Below are 22,545 nucleotides of genomic sequence, written 5' to 3'. Positions count from 1 at the left end.
CGCAGGGCTATTCCGTATTTGGCGGAAGCGCAGAGATTCGAACTCTGGAACCCTTTCGGGTCGCCGGTTTTCAAGACCGGTGCCTTCAACCGCTCGGCCACACTTCCGGAATGAGGCGCACTATAAACACCTCCATGCGCCGTGTAAACCCCTGCGTTATCCGTTTGCCTGAAAAACAAGCAATATGCTGCTAATCGGCTGAAAGAACAGCATATTGACCATTAAATCAGCACAATGCTCAGTGTTTGGTGATGTAGAGATCTTTTGTATAGACGTAGCCAAGGTTGTTGGGATCGAACCCGCCTACCCACGGTTTCACCAAACGCGCCCTGACATAGTGATAAACCGGGATCGCCGGCACGTCCTGCGCCAGAATCGCCTCCGCCTGCTGGTAGAACTTGCCGCGTTCGCCTACGTCCTGCGCCTTCGCCGCGCTGTGCATCAGCTCGTCATAGGCCGGGTTGCTGTACAGGGAGGTGTTCTCGCTGTCGCCGGTGCGGAACGTATTCAGAAAGGTTGCCGCATCGTCGTAATCCGCTATCCACGCATAGCGCACGGCGTCGAAGTTGCCGGTGTGCATGGTATCAAGCATGGTTTTCCACTCCTGATTTTGCAGCTTCGCCGTCACGCCAAGGTTTTTCTGCCACATTGAGCTGGCGGCGATGGCGATGCGCTGGTGGGTCTCCATCGTGTTATAGAGCAGGTTAAAGGTTAAAGGATGCGCCGCGTCGAACCCGGCTTCCGCCAGCAGCTTTTTCGCCTCGGCAATGCGCTTCTCCCGTGGCCAGGAGGCGTAGTCCGGTGAGGCAATGGTTACGCCGCCGATCTCCGGCTGGCTGATGACCCATGCCGGGCGCTGCCCCTGCCCCATCACTTTATCGGCAATGATATCTTTATCCAGCGCCATATTCAGCGCCCGGCGCACCCGTGCGTCGTTAAAAGGTGGCTTCGTGGTATTGAACTCGTAGTAGTAGGTCGCCAGCTGCGGCGTGATATGTACCTCTGCGCCCAGGGTCTTTTTCAACTGAGCAAACTGGTTAACCGGAATGGTGTTGGTCATGTCGATCTCGCCCGCCTTGTAGCGGTTGACGTCGGCAGTCTCGGAGCTGATTGGCAGATAGGTAACGGTGTTGATGACGGTATACTTATCATCCCAATATCGGGGGTTGCGCACCGCGACAATCTTCTCATTCACCACCCAGTCAGTGATTTTGTACGGCCCGCTGCCAACGAAGTGCTCCGGCTTAGTCCACTTCTCGGCATAGCGGCCAATAAGTACCTTATCAACCGGCACCAGCGACGGGTGCGCCAGCATAGGGAGGAACGAGGCCGTAGGCTGATTAAGGGTAACCTGTAGGGTGGTATCGTTCAGCGCCTTCACGCCCAGCGTATCCGGGGCCTTTTTCCCCTGGGCAATATCCGCTGCGTTGACGATATGCATATTGCCTGGATAGGTGGCATACGGGGAGCCGGTAGCCGGATCCACCAGACGCTGCCAGCTCCAGACCACATCCTGGGCGGTGATGGCCGTCCCGTCCGACCAGGTGATGCCCGGTCGCAAATGGAAGGTCCAGACGGTGTTGTCCTGGTTATCCCACTTCTCTGCCAGACGCGGCTCTACGCTGCCGTCTTTTCTGATGGCAATCAGCCCATCGAATAAGTCGCTGATAATATCGAATTCGACGTTGCTTTCTACCTTATGCGGATCGAGAGACGCAGGCTCGCTGCCGTTGTTGCGCACCAGCGTTTGCTGCTCCGCAAGGGTCGTTCCCGCCGGAACCTGTGCCGCCAGCGTAGCGGTGCTTATGCTTATTATGCCCGTTGCCAGCAGTGAGAGGGCAAAACGGTGACCTGTCTGTGGTTTCATATTATGCCTTAATAATGTACTGATTAACGATACCCTTGACACTCTTAGCGTCCGTCAGGCAGGAAGGCAATATTTTTCAGGCACCTATAAGAGGTTGATCTGTTTAGAGGGTGCAAAAGCGCGATTGCACTAGCCAAAGCGCAATTTAAAGGAGACTATGCTGTCGGTAAGTTATTGTTGTTTGGGTAAAGATGGGTAAAACCGCTTTCAGCTGCCGCTCTGTTTACCTATCCTTCATCCTTAATTACATCTGTCATAAGAGAGTGACTCATGGATCGTATTGTTAGCGCTTCACGCGGGCGTACATCGCTGCTCAGCACGCATAAAGTGCTGCGAAACACCTATTTTATGCTCAGCCTGACGCTGGCGTTCTCTGCGATTACCGCGACCGCCAGCACGGTGCTGGGCCTGCCCTCGCCGGGGCTGATCCTGACCCTGGTAGGCATGTACGGCTTAATGTTCCTGACCTACAAGCTGGCGGATAAACCTGCTGGTATTCTGGCTGCCTTCGCCTTTACCGGCTTCCTGGGCTACATCCTTGGGCCGATGCTTAACGCCTACCTCTCCGCGGGAATGGGCGATCTGATTGGTCTGGCGCTGGGCGGTACTGCACTTACCTTCTTCTGCTGTTCGGCCTACGTGCTGACTACCCGCAAAGATATGTCCTTCCTCGGCGGGATGCTGATGGCGGGGATCGTGGTGGTGCTGATTGGGATGGTGGCAAACATTTTCCTGCAGCTGCCGGCTCTGCATCTGGCCATCAGCGCGGTGTTTATCCTGATCTCTACCGGTGCAATCCTCTATGAGACCAGCAACATCATTCACGGCGGCGAAACCAACTACATTCGCGCCACCGTTAGCCTCTACGTCTCGCTGTACAATATTTTTGTCAGCCTGCTGAGCATCCTGGGCTTCTCGAGCCGCAACTAACCGCTCACGCCTCCCCTCAAGCCCCGCTTATGCGGGGCTTTGTTTTTTGCTACACTGCAGCGGTTTTTAGCTGATTCGTGAATGACTATGTTGAGTTTTGAAGGTAAAGAGATAGAGACCGATAACGACGGTTATCTAAAAGAGAGCAGCCAGTGGAGCGAAGGCCTCGCGGAGGTCATTGCGGCGCAGGAGGCCATTACCCTCTCGCCTGAGCACTGGGAAGTGGTGCGCTTCGTGCGCGACTTCTATCTGGAATTTAATACCTCGCCAGCAATACGTATGCTGGTAAAGGCGATGGCAAACAAATTTGGCGAGGAGAAAGGCAACAGCCGCTACCTCTACCGCCTCTTTCCTAAAGGCCCGGCCAAGCAGGCTACCAAAATTGCTGGCCTGCCTAAGCCGGTGAAGTGCATTTAGTAGCGGATCCCAAAGTTGGTCCACTCTCTGGTGGGCTGATGCGGCTCGGTTAAGACGTTGTCGACCCGGGCGCTGCGCGGCCCCCCTGCTTTCAGCCACTCGATCAGCTCGGCTAACTTCTCTTCGTCGCCGCAGGCAAGGACCTCAACGCTGCCGTCATCCATATTGCGTGCATAGCCGGTCAAGCCAAGACGATGTGCCTCACGCTGGGTACTGTAGCGAAAGCCAACCCCCTGAACGCTGCCGTGAACCCAGCATTTAACGCAGGCAGACGGTTTTACGTTGGTTCTGTTCTCTTCACTCATGGTGACACTCCTTCTCTGATTCACTAAGGGTAGTGCTGCCAGCGGAATTTTTCTTACATTAAGGTGTGTACTTTTGGGAAAGAAACCGGACGACAAAATGTTCCCTGCACTCCCCAGATACCCGCTTCCTGAAGCACAGGAATATAACGTCTGTTCTCCAGCCCCTGAACAACGATCCTATCGCAATATTTCTTCAGGTTTTTAATCAGTATGGTAAAGGTTGGCTTAACAACTTCATCATTAAAAAAGGTGGTTTCCAGCTTTACGGCCTCGTAATGACAGGCGACCAGGCCCGATACATCAGCGCTACCCTTACCCAGATCGTCCAGCCAGATGGCATTAGACGTTCCCGTCATCTCATCCCGTACCGAACAGATCTTCTCAGGGAGGGCTAGCTTAACGAAGGGCAGCGCCGACAGCGCTGCGCGTAGGGCATTGTCATAGCTGAGCAGCACCGCTGACTCTTCATCATAGAGAGGCAGCGAGACAAAGATGCCGCGCTGGCGGATCCAGGCCGCCTGTTTCGCTATAGTTGAAAGCTGCTCATAGAGAAATTTGCGTTTTGCCTGGGCATCCCACATGTTGATGATGAGTTCAGGATGCTGTGTGCGCAGGCCTTTACTCTCCAACAGCGTTTTCATCTCAACGCCCAGCAGCTGGCCCGCTACAGAGGTCACAGGCTCTGCCATAAACTGGTAGTGATACTCTTCCTTCGCCATCTTTTCATCCATTGTTATTGGGGTATACAACAATGGTATGGCGGCGTGCGACAGGTTGTGTCACTCCAGAATGCCACTATCAGATTTTTCCCTACATACCGCTTCGCTGTGCTGTACCACACTGAATGTATTAACTCTCATTGCCTGTCTGTCTTGCCAGTACCCTGATGGTACTGGCATTTTTTTATCTGCCGATTGCTGAATTGCTTTTCCCGCCCTAACCCAGGAAAATGGCGGCCATTTTCTTCATTAAGACAGTCAAATTTAATATGAGCGTACGTTTAGTGTTAGCCAAAGGGCGCGAGAAGTCTCTGCTGCGCCGCCATCCCTGGGTCTTCTCTGGTGCGGTTGCCCGCATGGAGGGCAAAGCCAGCCTCGGTGAAACCGTTGATATCGTTGACCATCAGGGAAAATGGTTAGCCCGCGGCGCGTACTCGCCAGCCTCGCAGATCCGCGCCCGCGTCTGGACGTTCGATAAAAACGAAAGCGTGGATATCGCCTTCTTTAACCGCCGCCTGGCGCAGGCCCAGCAGTGGCGCGACTGGCTGGCGAAGCGCGATGGCCTCGACAGCTATCGCCTGATCGCCGGCGAGTCTGACGGCCTGCCCGGCGTGACCATCGATCGTTTCGGCAACTTCCTGGTGTTGCAGCTGCTGAGCGCAGGAGCCGAGTATCAGCGCCCGGCGCTGGTGGCGGCCCTGCAGGAGCGCTACCCGGAGTGTGCGATTTACGATCGCAGCGACGTTGCGGTGCGTAAAAAAGAGGGCATGGAGCTGACCCAGGGGCCGGTGAGCGGTGAGCTGCCGCCGCCGCTGCTGCCGATCGAAGAGAACGGCATGAAGCTGCTGGTGGATATCCAGGCCGGACACAAGACCGGTTACTACCTCGACCAGCGCGACAGCCGTCTGGCAACTCGCCAGTACGTGGCGGATAAGCGCGTGCTGAACTGCTTCTCCTACACCGGCGGCTTTGCGGTCTCCGCGCTGATCGGCGGCTGTGCTCACGTTGTAAGCGTCGATACCTCCCAGGAGGCGCTGGACGTGGCAAAGCAAAACGTAGAGCTTAACAAGCTCGATCTGAGCAAAGCGGAGTTTGTGCGCGATGACGTCTTTAAGCTGCTGCGTAAATATCGTGATAACGGCGAGAAGTTTGACGTTATCGTGATGGATCCGCCGAAGTTTGTGGAGAACAAAAGCCAGCTGATGGGCGCATGCCGTGGCTATAAGGACATCAATATGCTGGCGATCCAGCTGCTGAACCCTGGCGGCGTGCTGTTGACCTTCTCCTGCTCCGGCCTGATGACCACCGATTTATTTCAGAAAATCATCGCTGATGCCGCAATAGATGCGGGTCGTGATGTACAATTTATAGAGCAGTTCCGTCAGGCCGCAGATCACCCGGTGATCGCTCCCTACCCGGAAGGGCTGTATCTTAAAGGGTTTGCCTGTCGCGTCATGTAGCTTGAGTTCTGGAACCTTATCCCCATATTGGGGGTAAGTACTGTTTCCTGGAGGTGACTATGATTGCCAGCAAATTCGGCATTGGCCAGCAGGTGCGCCACTCCCTGCTGGGATTTTTGGGCGTGGTGGTGGATATCGACCCGGAATACTCTCTTGATGAACCCTCAGCTGACGAGCTGGCCGTTAACCCGGATCTGCGCGTTGCCCCGTGGTATCACGTTGTGATGGAAGATGATGACGGACAGCCGGTACATACCTACCTGGCCGAAGCCCAGCTCAGCAGCGAAGTGCAGGATGAACATCCGGAACAACCCTCTATGGATGAGCTGGCACGCTCCATCCGCAAACAGCTCCAGGCGCCCCGACTGCGCAACTGATAAGACCCCGCCAGCGCGGGGTCTTTTTTTAGCGGGAAAGCCCCAGGCGTGGGATCTCAATCGCCGGGCAGCGATCCATGACCACATTCAGACCCGCCTCCCGCGCCAGCACCGCCGCCTGCTCGTTGATGACGCCCAGCTGTAGCCACAGGGTTTGCGCCCCAATGGCAATCGCCTCCTGCGCTACACCCCAGGCCGCCTCTGACTGACGGAACACGTCAACCATATCGACCTTCTCAGGAATGTCAGCCAGCGTCGCGTAGCCCTGCTGCCCCAGCAGCGTCTTCCCCGCCACCTTCGGCGACACCGGGATCACGTGATAGCCCTGATCGAGCAGGTATTTCATTACCCGGTAGCTAGGGCGGTCAGGCTTGTCGCTTGCCCCCACCAGCGCAATGGTGTGGGTTGATTTCAGAATGCCAGCAATATCGGTCTCTTTCATAATCATCTCCAGGCTATTTTCTCAAGTGTAAGCCAAACCCCGCCCCTCGACCATCTATCCCATACCTCTGCATGAGGGTAATCAGAAGCATAACTCTATATGTTACTAAACATACTTTTAGACATGTTCAGACACGCTTTTAACCCTTAAAAACAGCGGAGATTTTATGAGAGCCGGCTTTGCCACCGCACTGATTGTCTGCTTAATGCCGGTTACCGCTTTTGCAACGACCCTGCGCCTGGCAACGGAGATCGACCTGCTGATCCTCGATGGCAAAAAGGTCTCCAGCTCGCTGCTGCGCGGTGCGGGCAGTATTGAGCTGGAGAATGGTCCGCACCAGCTGGTGTTTCGCGTGGAGAAAAGCATTCGCATGCCTAATCGCGAGCAGCGGATGTGGATCTCCCCGCCGCTGATCGTCAGCTTTAATACCCGCTCTATTAATCTGGTTAACGTGACGCTGCCCCGGCTGGAGACGCAGAGAGAGTCAGAGATGTTTGACGCCTCGCCGCAGATCTCGCTGCTCGATGGCCATGCCGTCTCTATTCCCGCCAGGATAGATATTCTGCCGGTAACGGAGACGTCGGAAGGGATAGACTATGAGCGGGATACCCAACGCTATAACAAACAGGGGCAGCACGCTTCGCTGCCGCAGTTCGCGACTAAAATGGCGGATGACAGAACGCTGCTCTCCAGCGTATCGGAGCTGGACGTGCCGCCTTCCCAGGATCTGACCGAGCAGCGGCTCAAGTACTGGTATCAGCAGGCCGATACGCAAACCCGCCTTCGCTTTATGGAGTGGGTGAAACAGCAGCCTCCCTCCTGAGAGTGCGTTAAATCACATTCCCTTTTCCCGCCGCGCTTTTTTTACGCCTTTCTCTTGCAGCATCAAACGCTTCCAGTAATCTGTAGCAAATTCAATAATGGAAACGGATTATGGAACTGACGACACGTACGCTTCCGGCGCGGAAACATATTGCGCTGGTGGCTCACGATCACTGCAAAACAATGCTGATGAACTGGGTAGAGCGCCACCATACCCTACTGGCCCAGCACGAGCTGTACGCCACCGGAACAACGGGCAACCTGATCCAGCGCGCCACCGGCCTGCCGGTAAACGCGATGCTGAGCGGGCCGATGGGCGGCGACCAGCAGGTGGGAGCGTTGATCTCCGAGAGTAAAATTGACGTGCTGATCTTCTTCTGGGATCCGCTCAACGCCGTGCCGCACGATCCGGACGTGAAAGCCCTGCTGCGCCTGGCCACGGTGTGGAATATCCCGGTCGCCACCAACGTCTCGACCGCCGACTTTATTATTGAGTCAGCGCACTTCGGTGAAAGCTTTGCTATTCAGATCCCGGACTATCAGCGCTATCTGGCCGATCGCCTGAAGTAGTGCAACCGCCGGGTGGCGCATACGCTTACCCGGCCTACGGGATTTTGTAGGCCCGTGCAAGCGCAGCGCCGCCGGGCAAGATCACGGTTTGCGCACTACGGTCACACCCAGCTGCTTTAAATCTTCCACAAACGGCGACGGTGCCTCTTTGCTGAACAGCAGCCAGACGCGCTTGCGGGCGCGAGTCAGGGCGACGTAGAGCATGCGACGCTCCTCCGCGTCCGGGTAATCCTCCGGTGGGGGCAGCAGCGCCTGCTCCATAATGGACTCCCTTGCGGGGGCCGGGAAGCCCTCCTTCCCCTCCTGCAGACCCAGCACAATCACATAGTCAGCCTGCTGACCCTTGCTGGCGTGGATCGTCATAAAGTCGAGCGTTAACTCCGGCCAGCGGGTCGCGGCCTTCTCCAGCACGGCGGGTTTCAGATAGTGATAGCGCGCCAGCAGCAGGATCCGCTCGTCAGGCTTCGCGTAGCCGCTGAGCTTATCCAGCAGGGCATCGAGCCGATCCTCGGCCAGCAGCGTCACGGCATTCTTCTCTCCTGCCGCCAGGCTGTTCAGCGGTTTTCTGAGCTGGTGCGGGTTCTGCTGGATAAAGCGGTTAGCCACGTCGCCAATGCGATGGGTAAAGCGGTAGGTGGTATCCAGCACGCAGCTCTCCCCCTCGCCAAAGTAGTGATGAAAGGCAGTGGTCAAAGAGAGCTGCGCCCCGCTAAAGCGGTAGATGGCCTGCCAGTCGTCGCCGACGGCAAAGAGCGTGGTGTTTGAATTCTGCTTGCGCAGTGCAGCCAGCAGCGCCGCGCGTTGGGGAGAGATATCCTGGAACTCATCCACCAGAATATGCTTCCACGGGCTGATAAAACGCCCCTTCTCCAGAATATGGATTGCCTGGTGAATCAGCCCGGAGAAGTCGACGGCGTTTTCCGCCTTTAGCGCCGTTTTCCACGCCTTGAGCAGCGGGGCCATCAGCTTCACCCGCTTTGAGAACAGGTTACGTACCTCTTCCGGCGCCGAGGCGATCATCTCCGCCTGCGCGCCGCCGTGCATCCGCATCAGGCTGACCCAGCGGTCGAGCCGTCCGGCAAGGCGACGCTGCAATGCGGTATCGTCCCAGAAATGACCTTCAGGCACCTCCCACGCCAGCTCCTCCTCCAGCCACTGCCGCCAGCCCTTGGCCTGAGCTTTTTTCTCGCTGCACTGCTGCTGCCAGGCCTCGATAAACAGCGCCTGACGGGCGTCGGTATCGTTCTCCAGCGCGCTGATGGTGGGCACTTTTTTGCTGCCGTGCTGAATAATAGCGAGCGCCAGGGCATGGAAGGTCTGGGCGGCGATCTCATCGGTGTTCAGCCGCTCGCGAATTCGCGCGTCCATCTCCTGGGCCGCTTTCCGGCCAAAGGCCAGAAGCAGGATCTGATCCGCTGCCGCTTCACCGCGCATCAGCAGCCAGCCCGCACGGGCCACCAGCACTGAAGTTTTGCCGCTGCCTGCCCCGGCCAGCACCAGCAGCGACTGCTCGCCGTTCACCACCGCTTCCGCCTGGGCGGGGTTAAGCGGTGAAGATTCAACGCTGGCAAAGAAAGGCGCATACTGCACCAGCATTTTGCGGGTGTACTCCCGGTTATGTGCCGCCCGGCTGGCTTCCACGTCCACCAGCCAGCCCTGACACTGCTGCCACGCCTCGCGGCAGTTATCGAACTCGTCGAGACGGGCCAGCGGCAATGGCAGCGCCGCAAAGGCGTTACGGATCCGATCCTGCAGGCCCGTGGTCTGCTGGCGGGTTAGCCACCTGTTGGCCTTCATGCCGCTGGAGAGGGTCTCCACCGTCTCCTGCAGAACGCCCGCGGCCACCTCGCTCATCTGGCTGCTCCATGCCTGCCAGTGGGCGTTAAGATGCTGCCAGAACTGCTGGGTCTGCGCCCACTCGGTGCCGTGCAGGCGCACGACTTTGGCATCTGATAGCACGAACTCCAGCTCACCCCAAACCAGCCCGCGCTTGCAGACTATCGCCAGCAGTTGATTATAGGGAATAAGATACTCATGGCGATCGCCGGAAACCTTCACGCCCGCGTGGAGCATGACCGCCCGATCGTAGGGGTGCTGGGCCAGACGTTTTCCGAGTGAAGTCGCTTTCAGTTCCATGATGTGCCGTTTCTCTGGTCATAACGTTGCCCGTCAGTGTACCCGCCAGAGAATTTACGCTCCAGCGTAAAAAGACGTTACACTTAGCAAGCCTTTTCGTATGGCAGATAACTCCGAGGATCTATGCGTACTGTACTGAATATTCTTAACTTCTTTCTGGGCGGCTTCGTTACCACGCTGGCCTGGATCCTGGCAACGGTAATGAGCATTGTCTTTATCATCACGCTGCCGCTGACCCGCTCATGCTGGGAGATCGCGAAGCTGTCGCTGGTGCCGTATGGCAACGAGGCGGTACATGTGGATGAGCTCGATCCCTCCCGCCGCAACGTCATTATGAATACCGGCGGTACGCTGCTGAATATTGTCTGGCTGGTGCTCTTCGGCTGGTGGCTGTGCGTGATGCATATTCTCGCCGGCATCACCCAGTGCCTGACTATCATCGGTATCCCGGTGGGCATCGCCAACTTTAAAATCGCAGCCATTGCCCTGTGGCCGGTGGGACGGCGGGTGGTATCGGTGGAGACGGCGCAGGCCGCCCGTGAAGCCAACGCCCGGGCCCGTTTTTACTGAGAAAGGACGCGTAACTCATGCTAAGCCCTCTGCTTCGCCGTTACACATGGAACAGTGCCTGGCTCTATAACGTCAGGATTTTTATCGCCCTGAGCGGTACGGTTGCCCTGCCCTGGTGGCTGGGCGAGGTGAAGCTCACGATCCCGCTGACGTTAGGCGTGGTGGCCGCTGCGCTGGCCGACCTGGACGACCGGCTCACCGGGCGGCTGCGCAACCTGGTTATCACCCTGGTGTCGTTCTTTATTGCCTCGGCCTCGGTAGAGCTGCTCTTCCCCTGGCCGTGGCTGTTTGCCCTCGGGCTTATCGTCTCCACCTGCGGGTTTATCTTGCTGGGCGGCCTTGGGCAGCGCTACGCAACCATCGCCTTTGGCGCGCTGCTGATTGCTATCTATACCATGCTGGGGATCTCGCTCTTTGACCAGTGGTACCAGCAGCCGCTGCTCCTGCTGGCAGGGGCGGTGTGGTTTAGCCTGCTAACGCTGGTGGGGCATCTGGTGTTTCCGGTGCGCCCGCTGCAGGATAACCTCGCGCGCTGCTATGCACAGCTGGCAAACTATCTCGAGCAGAAATCGCGTCTTTTCGATCCCGATTATGATGATGAGAGTGAGAGCGAGGTACCGCTCTACGATCTGGCCCAGGCCAACGGCCAGCTGGTGACCACGCTCAACCAGACCAAAGCGTCGCTGCTGACGAGGCTGCGGGGGGATCGCGGCCAGCGCGGTACCCGGCGCACGCTGCACTACTATTTCGTGGCGCAGGATATTCACGAGCGCGCCAGCTCGTCGCATATTCAATACCATGCCCTGCGCGAGCATTTTCGCCATAGTTCCCTGATGTTTCGCTTTCAGCGCATGCTCTCTATGCAGGCGCAGGCCTGCGCCCGGCTCTCTCGGGCTATTCTGCTGCGCGAGCCCTATCAGCATGACCCCAACTTTGAGCGCGCCTTTACCCACCTTGATGCCGCCCTTGAGCACGCCCGCGGCCAGGGCATCTCCGCCGACTATATTGAGTCGTTGGGTTTTGTACGGGATAACCTGCGGGCTATCGACGCTCAGCTGGCGACCATCGAGTCTGAGCAGGCGCTAATGCAGCCGCCGCAGGGTACCGAGAACGAGCTTGCCGATGACAGCCTGACCGGCCTGGACGATATCTGGCAGCGTCTGAAGCGCAACCTGACGCCGGAATCGGCCCTGTTTCGCCATGCGGTGAGGATGTCAGTGGTGCTCTGCCTGGGCTACGCCTTCATTCAGCTCACCGGACTCCAGCACGGCTACTGGATCCTGCTCACCAGCCTGTTTGTCTGCCAGCCAAACTATAACGCCACCCGCCACCGCCTGACGCTGCGTATTATCGGCACGCTGGTCGGCGTGGCGGTGGGCCTGCCCATTTTGCTGTTCGTCCCTTCGCTGGAGGGGCAGCTGGTGCTTATTGTTATCGCCGGGGTGCTCTTCTTTGCCTTCCGCAACGTCCAGTACGCCCATGCCACTATGTTTATTACCCTGCTGGTGCTGCTCTGCTTCAACCTGCTCGGAGAGGGCTTTGAGGTGGCGATCCCCCGTATCATCGATACGCTGATCGGCTGCGCCATCGCCTGGGCGGCGGTGAGCTTTATCTGGCCGGACTGGCGCTTTCGCAACCTTCCGCGCGTGCTGGAGCGGGCGCTTGATGCCAACTGCCGCTATCTGGATGCCATTCTGGAACAGTATCACCAGGGGCGCGATAACCGTCTGGCGTACCGTATTGCCCGGCGCTATGCCCATAACGGTGATGCGGATCTGGCGTCAGTGGTCTCAAACATGTCGACCGAGCCGAACGCCACGCCACAGATGCGCGACGTCGCCTTCCGCCTGCTCTGCCTGAACCACACGTTTACCAGCTATATCTCCACGCTGGGGGCGCACCGTGAGCAGCTTCAGCAGCCGGAGATCCTGCAGCTGTTGGATGATGCCGTCTGCTACGTGGATGATGCCCTGCACCATCAGCCTGCCGATGAAGTCCGGGTCGGACAGCAACTGGAGACGCTCTCCGGGCGGATCCGCCAGCTTGAACCCGACCCTACCAGCAAGGCCCCGCTGGTTCTGCAGCAGGTTGGGCTGCTGATTGGGCTGCTGCCGGAGATCTGCCAGCTTCAGCGTCAGGTTCCCCGCTGATGTAAACTGCTCTCCGCCTCCAGCTCTTTAAACCAGATGGTTAACTCCCGGCGCGTCTCTGCCGGGAGTGCCGCCTCATGCAGCCCCGCGATAGCCCCTTCCAGGGCAAACAGCACCTTGATACTCAACTGCGGGCTGCGCTCCTTTAACCTGAGCCAGCACGCTTTTGCCCCTAGCTGTTTCAGGCTAGGCTCATCTTTGATTCCCACTTCCCAGAGCAGAGTCTCCAGCTGGAAATTCAGATTGGGAAGATCCCTGAGCCGCTTTTGCGCACGCCTCGCGACCTTTTCCCGCTGCGCGGCCGCCAGCGAGTATTGGCAGAGCGTCAGCAGCGTTTCACGATCCTGCCATAATCCATCATCGACCCGGAAATAGTTGAGCAGGACGGGCCTACCCCGCTTCACAAAAGTCAGTAAGGGGGCTTTCGTATTCATACAGTAGGGTGCGCTCTCCTCACAGGCACGTAGGTAGAGAGCCCCTTCGGCTACCATCGCAAACACCGTATCCTCAATGGCGAGACTGTAACCACCAAAGAGCGCACGGTGATGGATATGCCCCAGCGGTGATAGATATTCCCGAGATTGATAGATCCTTTGATACGATACGTTTTTCATGATTATTCCTTTAAAATCAAGGCGTAAAATATCTTTTATTTTTAAGCCATCTGTTGAAAAGGAACATAGGGAAGTTGCCCGGCCTCAGCAAGTTGATTTTTCTCCTCGCGGCATATTCAGCCCATATTTGCGAGACGCTTCCAGAAAATGAGGTTGATCTTTAAACGCTTACCGGGTACTGTATAGATATACAGTAACTCTCAGGGCTGGAATGACTATGTACACTTCAGGCTATGCTAACCGCTCGTCTCAATACGCTTCTTTCGCCGGCAGCCGCGCACAGGTGAATACGCCCGCTGCGGCCACGGGTCTTATCAGTGAAGTGGTCTATCGTGAAGATCAGCCGATGATGACCCAGCTGCTGCTGCTGCCGTTGCTACAGCAGCTTGGACAGCAGTCCCGCTGGCAGCTCTGGCTGACGCCACAGCAAAAATTGAGCCGTGCGTGGGTGCAGTCTGCTGGCCTGCCCTTAAGCAAGCTCATGCACATTAGCCAGCTCTCGCCGGATAATACCCTGGACTCCATGATCAAAGCATTGCAGACGGGCAACTACAGCGTAGTGATCGGCTGGCATACGCAAGAGCTGTCAGAAGATGAGCATCGCCGTCTCGTTGAGGCCGCTCAGGAGGGAAACGCAATGGGGTTTATCATGCGGCCGGTTCGCTTCGATCCGCAGGCTTCAGGACAGTCTTCCGGCTTAAAAATTCACTCGAATTTGTTTCATTAAGTAAGTTTAAGATAATTCCTGGGATCTTTTTTGCGTCGGTTCCAGGCCTTTGGTCATTAAGCTAAATTCTCTCGCGAAGCCTGTCTGGCGCGGTAACTGCGATATTTCGATGGCGAATTTATCGTCATAAATGTTAAATATTGTGTCTACAACTCTTTTTTTTTCATATGCCTGACGGAGTTCACACTTGTAAGTTTCCAACTACGTTGTAGACTTTACATCGCCAGGGGTGCTCGGCATAAGCCGAAGATATCGGTAGAGTTAATATTGAGCAATGCCCCCGGTGAAGGATTTAACCGTGTTTTCTCTGGCGAGAACTTCATGGCGATTTTTGGATGATAACGAGGCGCAAAAATGAAAAAGACAGCTATCGCGATTGCAGTGGCACTGGCTGGCTTCGCTACCGTAGCGCAGGCCGCTCCGAAAGATAATACCTGGTACACTGGTGCTAAACTGGGCTGGTCCCAGTACCACGACAACGGCTTCATTCCTAATGATGGCCCGACTCGTGAAGACCAGCTGGGCGCTGGCGCATACGGCGGCTACCAGGTTAACCCGTACGTTGGTTTCGAACTGGGCTACGACTGGTTAGGTCGTGAGCCGTACAAAGGCGACAACGTAAACGGTGCTTTCAAATCTCAGGGCGTTCAGCTGACCGCTAAACTGGGCTACCCAATCACTGATGACGTTGATATCTACACCCGCCTGGGTGGTATGGTATGGCGTGCAGATGCTAAAGCTCAGGTTCCTGGCACTGGCGCATCTTTCAAAGACCACGATACCGGTGTTTCCCCAGTATTCGCTGGTGGCGTAGAGTGGGCAATGACCCGTGACATCGCTACCCGTCTGGAATACCAGTGGGTTAACAACATTGGCGATGCTAAAACTCTGGGCACCCGTCAAGACAACGGTATGCTGAGCGTAGGTGTTTCCTACCGCTTCGGCCAGCAGGAAGACGTAGCTCCGGTTGTTGCACCGGCTCCGGCTCCGGCTCCGCAGGTTTCTACCAAGCACTTCACTCTGAAGTCTGACGTACTGTTCAACTTCAACAAAGCGACTCTGAAACCAGAAGGCCAGCAGGCTCTGGATCAGATGTACACCCAGCTGAGCAACCTGGATCCGAAAGACGGTTCCGTTGTTGTTCTGGGCTTCACCGACCGCATCGGTTCTGACGCTTACAACCAGGGTCTGTCCGAGAAACGTGCTCAGTCTGTTGTTGACTACCTGATCTCTAAAGGTATCCCGTCCAACAAGATCTCCGCACGTGGTATGGGCGAATCTAACCCGGTTACCGGCAACACCTGTGACAACGTGAAAGCGCGTCCGGCGCTGATCGACTGCCTGGCTCCGGATCGTCGCGTAGAGATCGAAGTTAAAGGTATCAAAGACGTTGTAACTCAGCCGCAGGCTTAAGTTTACGTCTTATAAAAAAACCCCGCTCTGCGGGGTTTTTTATTGCCTGCTCTCTGCTGAAAAGCGCGTTACTCCTTGCCCAGCAGCGCCTGCAGATCCTGCTTCAGGGTGCTCATTTTGCTGGCATACTTCTCTTTATGCTCGGCATCTTCAATCAGTTGCACAATTGTCTCCGACAGGGTTTTCCCCCGCCGCTGGGCGAGGCCGGCCAGACGTTGCCAGACCATAAACTCCAGATCGATTGATTTCTTACGCGTGTGCTGGTGCTCGGCATTAAAGTGCCGTTTACGCCGGGCGCGAATGGTCTGCTTCATGCGGTTCGTTAACGCGGTATTCATGTGCTGCGCAATCCAGTCGTTAACGCGAACCGGTTCGTACTCGAGCTTCAGCAACAGATCGACGGCCTCTTTAGCCGCACTGGTTTCTAAATAGCGCGTGATGAGTTCACCTTCACGGTGCTTTTTCACCAGGTACTTCCATTTCCAGCCGCTTTCGAGATTTTCCAGTTGTTGATATTTCATTGCGATCTCAGTGTTACCGTGTAACTTAGTTCAGAATATCAGTTTTTTGCCAATCTGCTGAAAAGAAATCATATCCTGTGAGCTAAGCGGTACCGGGAAAGGGGTAAAAGCATCTATTCCACGTGTGCTGAATTGCCGCTTACGCTATAATTCCGCCCTTTACAGCTGACGATAAAACCTCGACATTGACCATTACTAAACTAGCCTGGCAAGACCTTGTTCCTGATACCGACAGCTATCAGGAGGTGTTTACACCGTCTGACGTTGACCTTGAGTCTGAGCTTTCTCTTGGTGACACGCAACCTCGTTTGCAGTACGCGCTGGAGCAGCTGCTGCATCCGTCTGCATCGTCACGCTTTTTACTGGCCAAAGCGCCGGAAGAGCCGGAGTATCTGGCCCTGATCGCCGCCGCTGCCCGTGAACTCCAACCCGCGGTGTCGCCGGTTGTCGGCGTTGAGTACAGCGTTGCCGGCCGCACGGTGAGCATGAAGCCCGCCGCCAGCGTGCAGGCAAACTTTGCCGGGCAGAGCGACGTAGTGATTGCCGACTGGGTGGAAGCTGAGCAGCTTTTTGGCTGCCTGCGCCAGTTCAATAATGAAATTACCCTTGAGCCTGGTCTGGTACACCAGGCTAATGGCGGGGTGCTGGTGGTCTCGCTGCGCACCCTACTGAGCCAGCCGCTGCTCTGGATGCGACTGAAATCAATCGTGACTCGCCAGCGCTTCGACTGGGTCTCCTTCGATGAGTCTCGCCCCCTGCCCGTCAGCGTGCCGGCTATGCCGCTCACGCTGAAGGTTATCCTGGTCGGCGAGCGCGAGTCGCTGGCTGATTTTCAGGAGATGGAGCCAGATCTGGCCGCTCAGTCTATCTACAGCGAATACGAAGAAAATATCCAGATTACCGATGTAGACGCGCTTGCCACCTGGCGGCAGTGGGTCATTCTGAGCGCCGAGCAGGCCGGACTGCCGATCCCCGCAGAGGATGCCTGGCCGGTGCTAATCCGTGCCGCAGCACGCTACACCGACGATCAGGAGACGCTGCCGCTCTGTCCGCTGTGGCTGGCGCGCCAGCTGCGTGAGGTCTCTGCCTTTACCGAGGGGAGCACCTTTGACGCGGAGCAGTTGCGCACCATGCTGAGCCAGCGCGAGTGGCGTGAGGGCTATCTGCCGGAGCGTATGCTGGATGAGATCCTGCTTGAACAGATCCTGATTGAGACCGAAGGTGAACGCGTTGGGCAGATCAACGCGCTGTCGGTGGTTGAATTCCCTGGTCATCCCCGCCCCTATGGCGAGCCGTCGCGTATTAGCTGCGTGGTACATATCGGCGACGGTGAGTTTCATGACATCGAGCGTAAAGCCGAGCTGGGAGGCAACATCCATGCGAAGGGCATGATGATCATGCAATCCTTCCTGATGGCCGAGCTGGAGCTGGAGCAGCAGATGCCCTTCACGGCATCGTTGACCTTTGAGCAGTCCTACAGCGAAGTGGACGGCGACAGTGCCTCGATGGCCGAGCTGTGCGCGCTGATCAGCGCCCTGGCCGATGTCCCGCTGCATCAGCATATCGCTATTACCGGCTCGGTGGATCAGTTTGGTCGGGCGCAGCCGGTTGGTGGTCTGAACGAGAAGATCGAAGGCTTTTTTGCGATTTGCCAGCACCGCGGCTTGACCGGCAAACAGGGCGTGATCGTTCCGGCTGCCAACGTGCGCCATCTCTGCCTGCATCAGGAGCTGCTGGACGCGGTACAGGCAGAACAATTTTCCATCTGGGCCATTGATGACGTGACCGATGCACTACCCTTACTGACAGACCTGGTGTGGGATGGCGAAGGGCAAACCACGCTGATCCAGACTATTCAGGAACGTATTGCGCAGGCGACGCAGCAGGAAGCGCGCCATCGTTACCCGTGGCCGCTACGCTGGCTCAGTTGGTTTACGCCCAACTGATCGGAGTTGTTGAGCGTACACGTGTTAGCTATCCTGCGTGCTTCACTAAAATAAGGCTTACTGAGAACATGGTAGATAAACGCGAATCCTATACGAAAGAAGACCTTCTTGCCTCTGGTCGTGGTGAACTGTTTGGCGCTAACGGCCCGCAGTTACCGGCCCCTAACATGCTGATGATGGACCGTGTGGTCAAGATGAGCGAGACGGGCGGCAATTTCGATAAAGGCTATGTTGAAGCAGAACTGGATATCACTCCCGATCTGTGGTTCTTCGGTTGCCACTTCATTGGCGATCCGGTAATGCCTGGCTGCCTGGGCCTTGATGCTATGTGGCAGCTGGTTGGTTTTTACCTCGGCTGGCTTGGCGGCGAAGGTAAAGGCCGCGCCCTCGGCGTAGGCGAAGTGAAACTGGCTGGCCAGATTTTACCGACTGCCTCTAAAGTCACCTACCGTATTCATTTCAAACGCGTTATCAACCGTAAGCTGATTATGGGCATCGCGGATGGTGAAGTGCTGGTTGATGGTCGTCAGATCTACACCGCAACCGATCTGAAAGTGGGTCTGTTCAAGGATACCTCTGCGTTCTGATCCCCCTGACAGGCGAAACCTCCGCAAGGCGGAGGTTTCATTTAAAGAGACAGAATCAGGCGATAACTGCCCTGTCCTCCATGGCCTCTCGCCAACCTCCAAGCCAGTATGATCTCTGATTCAGCGTCTGGTAAGGACACAACTCTTTTGAGCGTCCGGCAATGCCGGCCTGGTAACCACGTTGATGTGCCCGTTCCAGGCGATCTCGTTTTTGTCTCTTCATGCCTCGTTTCCCTCATTATTTGAGTCTGGTGGAAAAGAAAACAGTGGCTACAAAGTGTGCAACCACGCCTAACAAATAGCGCGATCGCCGCGTGCAGTCAATGCACAAAATTCATACCAACGTCATAAATGTGAGATATACAGAACTTCATTTGTACAAAAAGTGTGAGCAGGCACAGATTTTATTCCGCTCTATAGACGAAAAAAAACCACGCCGCCGTTACCGATAGCGTGGTTTTTTAAGATTAGTTGCAGGCGTTTATTGCAGCCTAGGGTAAACGATTTATCTCCCGGGCAATATTGCTGGCCTGCTGCGCCCACGCCACGCCCAGCGCTTTCACCATCGCATCATAGCCATCCTGCGACTGCGTCATCTCGACATAGAACGGACGCTTGATCAGCGTGCCCTGGTGATTAAGCAGCCACTCACCGCTCACAATCACGTGCCCATCATAGCGACCATGAAAGCCAGTGACGGTGACGTTAAGAGTGTCTTGCTCGCTGCCCATAGGCTGAGAGGCCACCACCCAGCCCGGAAGATCGCGGCTGAGGTTGGCTACCAGCGAGGTCCGCAGCTGCTGATCGAGCGGGCTGGCCCACAGATTGTTGCTGGCGATAACGTACTGCACGTCGCTGGTCTGGTAGACCACGCCGTTGCCCGCCAGATAGTCTGGCACCGAGACCTGCTCAATCCACAGCTGGCGCTGCCCCTGGCCGGGGTTGGCTGCCGTCATACTCGGCGACGTGGCTACCGCCGGTACTGGCGTGTTCGGTAGCTGATAATAGTGAGTCTCCTCACTGCTGCTGCAGGCGCTGAGCAGCAGCACCGCGATAGCTATTATCCCTTTTCTCACTGTTTTACCCCCTTCGGCTCAGGATCTTTCTTGCCCTTCGCTTCAAAGACCAGGGCGTTACTCTTCTGGTTAAGCGTCTGCAGTACCGGCTGCAGCTCGCGCAGAACCTGATCCAGGCGCTGCATATCCGCTACCATCTTGTTATACGCAGCCGATCCAGGCTGGAAGCCTTGCATGCTACGGTTCAGCTCGCGCAACGTTTTCTGCATATCCTGCGGCAGCTGCTGCACCGACTGGCTGGCCGTCAGCTTGTTCAGGTTATCCAGCGTGGTTTGCAGGCGACGCATGGTGCGCTGGCTCTCGGCGAGCGTGCCGGTGGCCTGCTCAAGCATCGGGTTCAGCGGCAGATTGTTGATCTTATCCAGCGTATCCATCAGGCGCTGCTGGATCTGCGCCAGGCCGCTGCTGACGGTCGGAATAATGCTGTAGCCGCCAAACTCGCGGATGCCGGTGATCGGCGGCGGTTTCGAGACGAAATCCATATCCACGTAGAGCGCGCCGGTCACCAGGTTACCCGTTTTCAGCGAACCGCGCAGCCCCTGCTTCAGCAGCTCAGGCAGGTTGGTCAGAATATCCGGACTTTCCCCCATCTGGCTGGCGATCCGCTCCGGCTCAATACGGATCAGCACCGGAATGCGGTAGTCCTCGTTCAGCGCCTGACGCAGGCCTGGCATAAAGAACGGCACCTTGCTGACGGTCCCGAGACGCATGCCGCGGAACTCCACCGGTGCACCAGGCTGTAGGCCACGAATGGAATCTTTGAAGAACATCAGGAAATCTTTGTGCTCGGTATAGAGCGACTCCTGAATGCTGCGCTGGTTGTCGTAGAGATCAAACTCGGTCTTTTCTGCCACCGGCTGGCCTAAATCGATGCCGTCAGGCACGTCAAAGCTGACGCCGCCGCCAAACAGGGTGGTCAGCGCCCCCATCTCGACGCGCATACCCGCTGAGGTGAGATCCACAGCAATACCGCTGTCTTTCCAGAAGCGAACGTTGCTGGTCACCAGCCGATCGTTAGGCGCGTTGATGAAGAGCTGATAGCTCATGGTGCGCTTCTGCGGGTCAAACACGCTGGTCTCTACCGAGCCGACGCGATAGCCCCGGAAGAGTACCGGGTCCCCAGGGGTGAGCTGGCCCGCTTTTTTACTGTCGAGCACCACGCGAATACCTTTTGCATCCGGCGGTGCCAGCGGCGGCGAATCGAGCAGCTGGTAATCATCCCGCACCCCGCCCTTGGTTCCCGGCTGCAGCTCAATGTAGGCCCCGGAGAGCAGCGTGCCCAGCCCGCTGATCCCTTCCCTACCGACCTGCGGCTTTACAACCCAAAATACAGAGTCGCCGTGCAGCAGCTTCTCCATGCCCGCATTAAGGCGCGCTTTGATCTCAACGTGAGTCAAATCGTCGGTTAGCGTTGCCGCCTCCACCACGCCGACGTCAATGCTGCGGCTTTTGATGGTGGTTTTACCCGCCTCAATACCCTCGGCATTGGCGGTGATCAGCGTGACTTCCGGCCCTTGATGACTGTAGTGATAAAAGAGGATCCAGGCCCCGATCAGCGCCGTGACAATCGGGAAGATCCATACGGGTGACCAGTTCTTCACCTTCTGCACTTTGGCTTCCCCACCTTTAGTCTCCATGTTTTACGACTCCTCCTGGCTTGATTCTGGCTCACGATCCCACAGCAGGCGTGGGTCGAAGGTCATGGCCGCAAACATCGTCATGATGACAACCAGCGCAAACATCAGCGCGCCCATTGCGGGGTAAATATTCATTAATCCGCCCATTCTTACCAGGGCAGAGAGTACGGCGATAACAAAGACGTCAATCATTGACCAGCGGCCAACAAATTCGACCACCTCATAAATCAGATGCATCCGCTCGCTGTCGCGCTTGCCGTGCCCCTTCGCATCCCAGCAGAGCCAGGCGATGGCGATCATCTTCAGGGTGGGGACCATGATACTCGCGATAAAGATCACCAGCGCTACCGGATAAGAGCCTTCGCTCCAGAGCAGGATCACCCCGGCCAGAATGGTCGAGGGCATCTTATCTCCGAGCAGATCGGTGATCATGATGGGCAGAATATTAGCGGGCAGATAGAGCAGAATAGAGGTGACCAGCAGCGCCATCGTCAGCTGGATGCTGTTTCTGCGCCGGGCGTGTCCGTGGCTATGGCAGCGAGGACATACCGTCTGGTCAACGGGAAGCACCGCCGTGCAGCAGGCGCAGGAGCGCAGCCCCTGGCGAATGCCCGGCACGCCGACCCGCAGCGGCTGCACAATCGTTGGCGGCGGGGCGATGTCGTCCCATAGCCAGCGTTTATCGACGCACTGGAAAGCGCGCAGATGCAGAATACAGAACAGGCACCAGGGGATGAAGCTGCTACCGACGCCGATATCGCCATAGGCCATCAGCTTAACGAAGCTGACCAGCACCCCGGCGAGAAAGATCTCCGCCATCCCCCAATTTTTCAGCATGAAAAAGATGCGGGCCAGCCTGCGCTTCAGCGGATCGGGTAGCGGCACCTGGTTCACCAGCAGGATAACGGTGACCAGGCAGAAGGCCGGTACGAACTGGACAAAGAGTAAGAAGAAGGTGCCGAGGCTGGCATAGTCTTCGGAGAACATGACGCGCGGGATCTCCATCAGCGTCACTTCACTGGTGACCCCTGCCACCTTCATATTGACGAAGGGGAAGAGGTTAGCCAGCGCCAGCATAAACAACGCGACCACCGCGTAGGCCAGCGGGCGCTGCCGGGGCGCATCCCAGCGGGTGGTCAGCGTATTGCCGCAGCGCGGACAGGCTGCTTTATGCCCGTGCACCAGCGGCGGCAGCGCTACCAGCAGATCGCACTGCGAACACAAAATGTGCCGGGCTTCATCATGTTGTTCGCACATGC

General features: G+C 56.8%; 23 protein-coding genes and 1 tRNA gene. 12 read left to right on the top strand and 12 right to left on the bottom strand.

Annotation, left to right across the window (positions count from 1 at the left end; all coding sequences use genetic code 11):
- Positions 1-19: 19 nt before the first annotated feature.
- Positions 20-107, bottom strand: a tRNA-Ser gene (locus tag RTX96_RS10585).
- A gap of 131 nt (positions 108-238) precedes the next feature.
- Entirely contained in the window at positions 239-1,867 is a 1,629-nt protein-coding gene (locus RTX96_RS10580; RefSeq protein ID WP_312670932.1) for an ABC transporter substrate-binding protein, read from the bottom strand.
- Positions 1,868-2,137: 270 nt separating this feature from the next.
- Here RTX96_RS10580 and yccA point away from each other — a divergent pair, with 270 nt between their 5' ends.
- Positions 2,138-2,797, top strand: coding sequence for an FtsH protease modulator YccA (yccA, locus tag RTX96_RS10575; protein WP_103819596.1), 660 nt, complete (start codon positions 2,138-2,140; stop codon positions 2,795-2,797).
- A gap of 87 nt (positions 2,798-2,884) precedes the next feature.
- Complete coding sequence (gene tusE / locus RTX96_RS10570) at positions 2,885-3,214, top strand: sulfurtransferase TusE (RefSeq protein ID WP_268108461.1); 330 nt, start codon at positions 2,885-2,887, stop codon at positions 3,212-3,214.
- Here the strand turns inward: tusE and yccX are convergent.
- Both yccX and RTX96_RS10560 read right to left on the bottom strand, forming a co-directional pair.
- The gene (yccX, locus tag RTX96_RS10565; RefSeq protein ID WP_312670931.1) at positions 3,211-3,519 is read right to left on the bottom strand and encodes an acylphosphatase; all 309 of its coding nucleotides are present in this window, start codon (positions 3,517-3,519) and stop codon (positions 3,211-3,213) included. The two genes, tusE and yccX, sit on opposite strands and share 4 nt — an antisense overlap.
- 53 nt (positions 3,520-3,572) lie before the next feature.
- Positions 3,573-4,238 (bottom strand): EAL domain-containing protein, encoded by a 666-nt coding sequence (locus RTX96_RS10560; RefSeq protein ID WP_312670930.1) that lies wholly within the window; start codon positions 4,236-4,238, stop codon positions 3,573-3,575.
- A 269-nt stretch (positions 4,239-4,507) separates the two neighbouring features.
- Between RTX96_RS10560 and rlmI the strand changes: the two genes are divergently transcribed.
- Together rlmI and hspQ are read left to right on the top strand one after the other, a co-directional pair.
- Complete coding sequence (rlmI, locus tag RTX96_RS10555; RefSeq protein ID WP_103819919.1) at positions 4,508-5,698, top strand: 23S rRNA (cytosine(1962)-C(5))-methyltransferase RlmI; 1,191 nt, start codon at positions 4,508-4,510, stop codon at positions 5,696-5,698.
- A gap of 59 nt (positions 5,699-5,757) precedes the next feature.
- The gene (gene hspQ, locus RTX96_RS10550; RefSeq protein ID WP_103819600.1) at positions 5,758-6,075 is read left to right on the top strand and encodes a heat shock protein HspQ; all 318 of its coding nucleotides are present in this window, start codon (positions 5,758-5,760) and stop codon (positions 6,073-6,075) included.
- A 28-nt stretch (positions 6,076-6,103) separates the two neighbouring features.
- Here the strand turns inward: hspQ and RTX96_RS10545 are convergent, their stop codons facing one another.
- Positions 6,104-6,517, bottom strand: coding sequence for a CoA-binding protein (locus tag RTX96_RS10545; protein WP_103819601.1), 414 nt, complete (start codon positions 6,515-6,517; stop codon positions 6,104-6,106).
- A gap of 166 nt (positions 6,518-6,683) precedes the next feature.
- On the opposite strand from RTX96_RS10545, the gene csgI reads away from it, so the two are divergent.
- On the top strand, positions 6,684-7,340 hold the full coding sequence (gene csgI, locus RTX96_RS10540; protein WP_103819602.1) for a curli synthesis inhibitor: 657 nt from the start codon (positions 6,684-6,686) through the stop codon (positions 7,338-7,340).
- Positions 7,341-7,450: 110 nt separating this feature from the next.
- A complete protein-coding gene (gene mgsA / locus RTX96_RS10535; protein WP_103819603.1) occupies positions 7,451-7,909 on the top strand; it encodes a methylglyoxal synthase in 459 nt (152 codons plus the stop codon).
- An 81-nt stretch (positions 7,910-7,990) separates the two neighbouring features.
- On the opposite strand, the gene helD is transcribed toward mgsA, so the two are convergent.
- Positions 7,991-10,045 carry a DNA helicase IV gene (gene helD / locus RTX96_RS10530; protein WP_312670929.1) on the bottom strand — a complete coding sequence of 685 codons (2,055 nt, stop codon included), beginning with the start codon at positions 10,043-10,045 and terminating at the stop codon, positions 7,991-7,993.
- A 123-nt stretch (positions 10,046-10,168) separates the two neighbouring features.
- Here helD and RTX96_RS10525 point away from each other — a divergent pair, with 123 nt between their 5' ends.
- Positions 10,169-10,615: a YccF domain-containing protein gene (locus RTX96_RS10525; RefSeq protein ID WP_312268985.1), complete on the top strand. Its 447-nt coding sequence runs from the start codon at positions 10,169-10,171 to the stop codon at positions 10,613-10,615.
- A gap of 17 nt (positions 10,616-10,632) precedes the next feature.
- On the top strand, positions 10,633-12,765 hold the full coding sequence (gene yccS, locus RTX96_RS10520) for a YccS family putative transporter (protein ID WP_103819606.1): 2,133 nt from the start codon (positions 10,633-10,635) through the stop codon (positions 12,763-12,765).
- Here yccS and RTX96_RS10515 read toward each other — a convergent pair.
- On the bottom strand, positions 12,750-13,379 hold the full coding sequence (locus tag RTX96_RS10515) for a TfoX/Sxy family DNA transformation protein (protein WP_103819607.1): 630 nt from the start codon (positions 13,377-13,379) through the stop codon (positions 12,750-12,752). The genes yccS and RTX96_RS10515 overlap by 16 nt on opposite strands.
- A gap of 217 nt (positions 13,380-13,596) precedes the next feature.
- Between RTX96_RS10515 and sulA the strand changes: the two genes are divergently transcribed.
- Together sulA and ompA are read left to right on the top strand one after the other, a co-directional pair.
- Entirely contained in the window at positions 13,597-14,106 is a 510-nt protein-coding gene (gene sulA / locus RTX96_RS10510; RefSeq protein WP_103819608.1) for an SOS-induced cell division inhibitor SulA, read from the top strand.
- 354 nt (positions 14,107-14,460) lie between these two features.
- On the top strand, positions 14,461-15,519 hold the full coding sequence (gene ompA / locus RTX96_RS10505) for a porin OmpA (RefSeq protein ID WP_312670928.1): 1,059 nt from the start codon (positions 14,461-14,463) through the stop codon (positions 15,517-15,519).
- A gap of 68 nt (positions 15,520-15,587) precedes the next feature.
- On the opposite strand, the gene matP is transcribed toward ompA, so the two are convergent.
- Positions 15,588-16,040 carry a macrodomain Ter protein MatP gene (matP, locus tag RTX96_RS10500; protein WP_103819610.1) on the bottom strand — a complete coding sequence of 151 codons (453 nt, stop codon included), beginning with the start codon at positions 16,038-16,040 and terminating at the stop codon, positions 15,588-15,590.
- 185 nt (positions 16,041-16,225) lie between these two features.
- Here matP and RTX96_RS10495 point away from each other — a divergent pair, with 185 nt between their 5' ends.
- Both RTX96_RS10495 and fabA read left to right on the top strand, forming a co-directional pair.
- A complete protein-coding gene (locus RTX96_RS10495) occupies positions 16,226-17,986 on the top strand; it encodes a Lon protease family protein (RefSeq protein ID WP_312670927.1) in 1,761 nt (586 codons plus the stop codon).
- Positions 17,987-18,054: 68 nt separating this feature from the next.
- A complete protein-coding gene (gene fabA / locus RTX96_RS10490; RefSeq protein ID WP_141092945.1) occupies positions 18,055-18,573 on the top strand; it encodes a bifunctional 3-hydroxydecanoyl-ACP dehydratase/trans-2-decenoyl-ACP isomerase in 519 nt (172 codons plus the stop codon).
- Between the two features lie 55 nt (positions 18,574-18,628).
- Here the strand turns inward: fabA and rmf are convergent, their stop codons facing one another.
- From rmf to pqiA, 4 genes are all read right to left on the bottom strand, one after another.
- On the bottom strand, positions 18,629-18,796 hold the full coding sequence (rmf, locus tag RTX96_RS10485; RefSeq protein WP_103819613.1) for a ribosome modulation factor: 168 nt from the start codon (positions 18,794-18,796) through the stop codon (positions 18,629-18,631).
- Positions 18,797-19,064: 268 nt separating this feature from the next.
- Positions 19,065-19,649: a membrane integrity-associated transporter subunit PqiC gene (pqiC, locus tag RTX96_RS10480; RefSeq protein ID WP_103819614.1), complete on the bottom strand. Its 585-nt coding sequence runs from the start codon at positions 19,647-19,649 to the stop codon at positions 19,065-19,067.
- Positions 19,646-21,286 (bottom strand): intermembrane transport protein PqiB, encoded by a 1,641-nt coding sequence (gene pqiB, locus RTX96_RS10475; protein WP_312670926.1) that lies wholly within the window; start codon positions 21,284-21,286, stop codon positions 19,646-19,648. Before pqiB ends, pqiC begins: the two co-directional genes overlap by 4 nt.
- Before the next feature lie 3 nt (positions 21,287-21,289).
- Entirely contained in the window at positions 21,290-22,543 is a 1,254-nt protein-coding gene (gene pqiA, locus RTX96_RS10470; protein WP_103819616.1) for a membrane integrity-associated transporter subunit PqiA, read from the bottom strand.
- Positions 22,544-22,545: the final 2 nt, after the last annotated feature.

The organism is Pseudescherichia sp. (assembly GCF_032052675.1).
Classification (GTDB): domain Bacteria; phylum Pseudomonadota; class Gammaproteobacteria; order Enterobacterales; family Enterobacteriaceae; genus Pseudescherichia.
The sequence above is the reverse complement of the archived record's forward strand: the minus strand, read 5'-3'. Positions and strand labels throughout refer to the sequence as shown.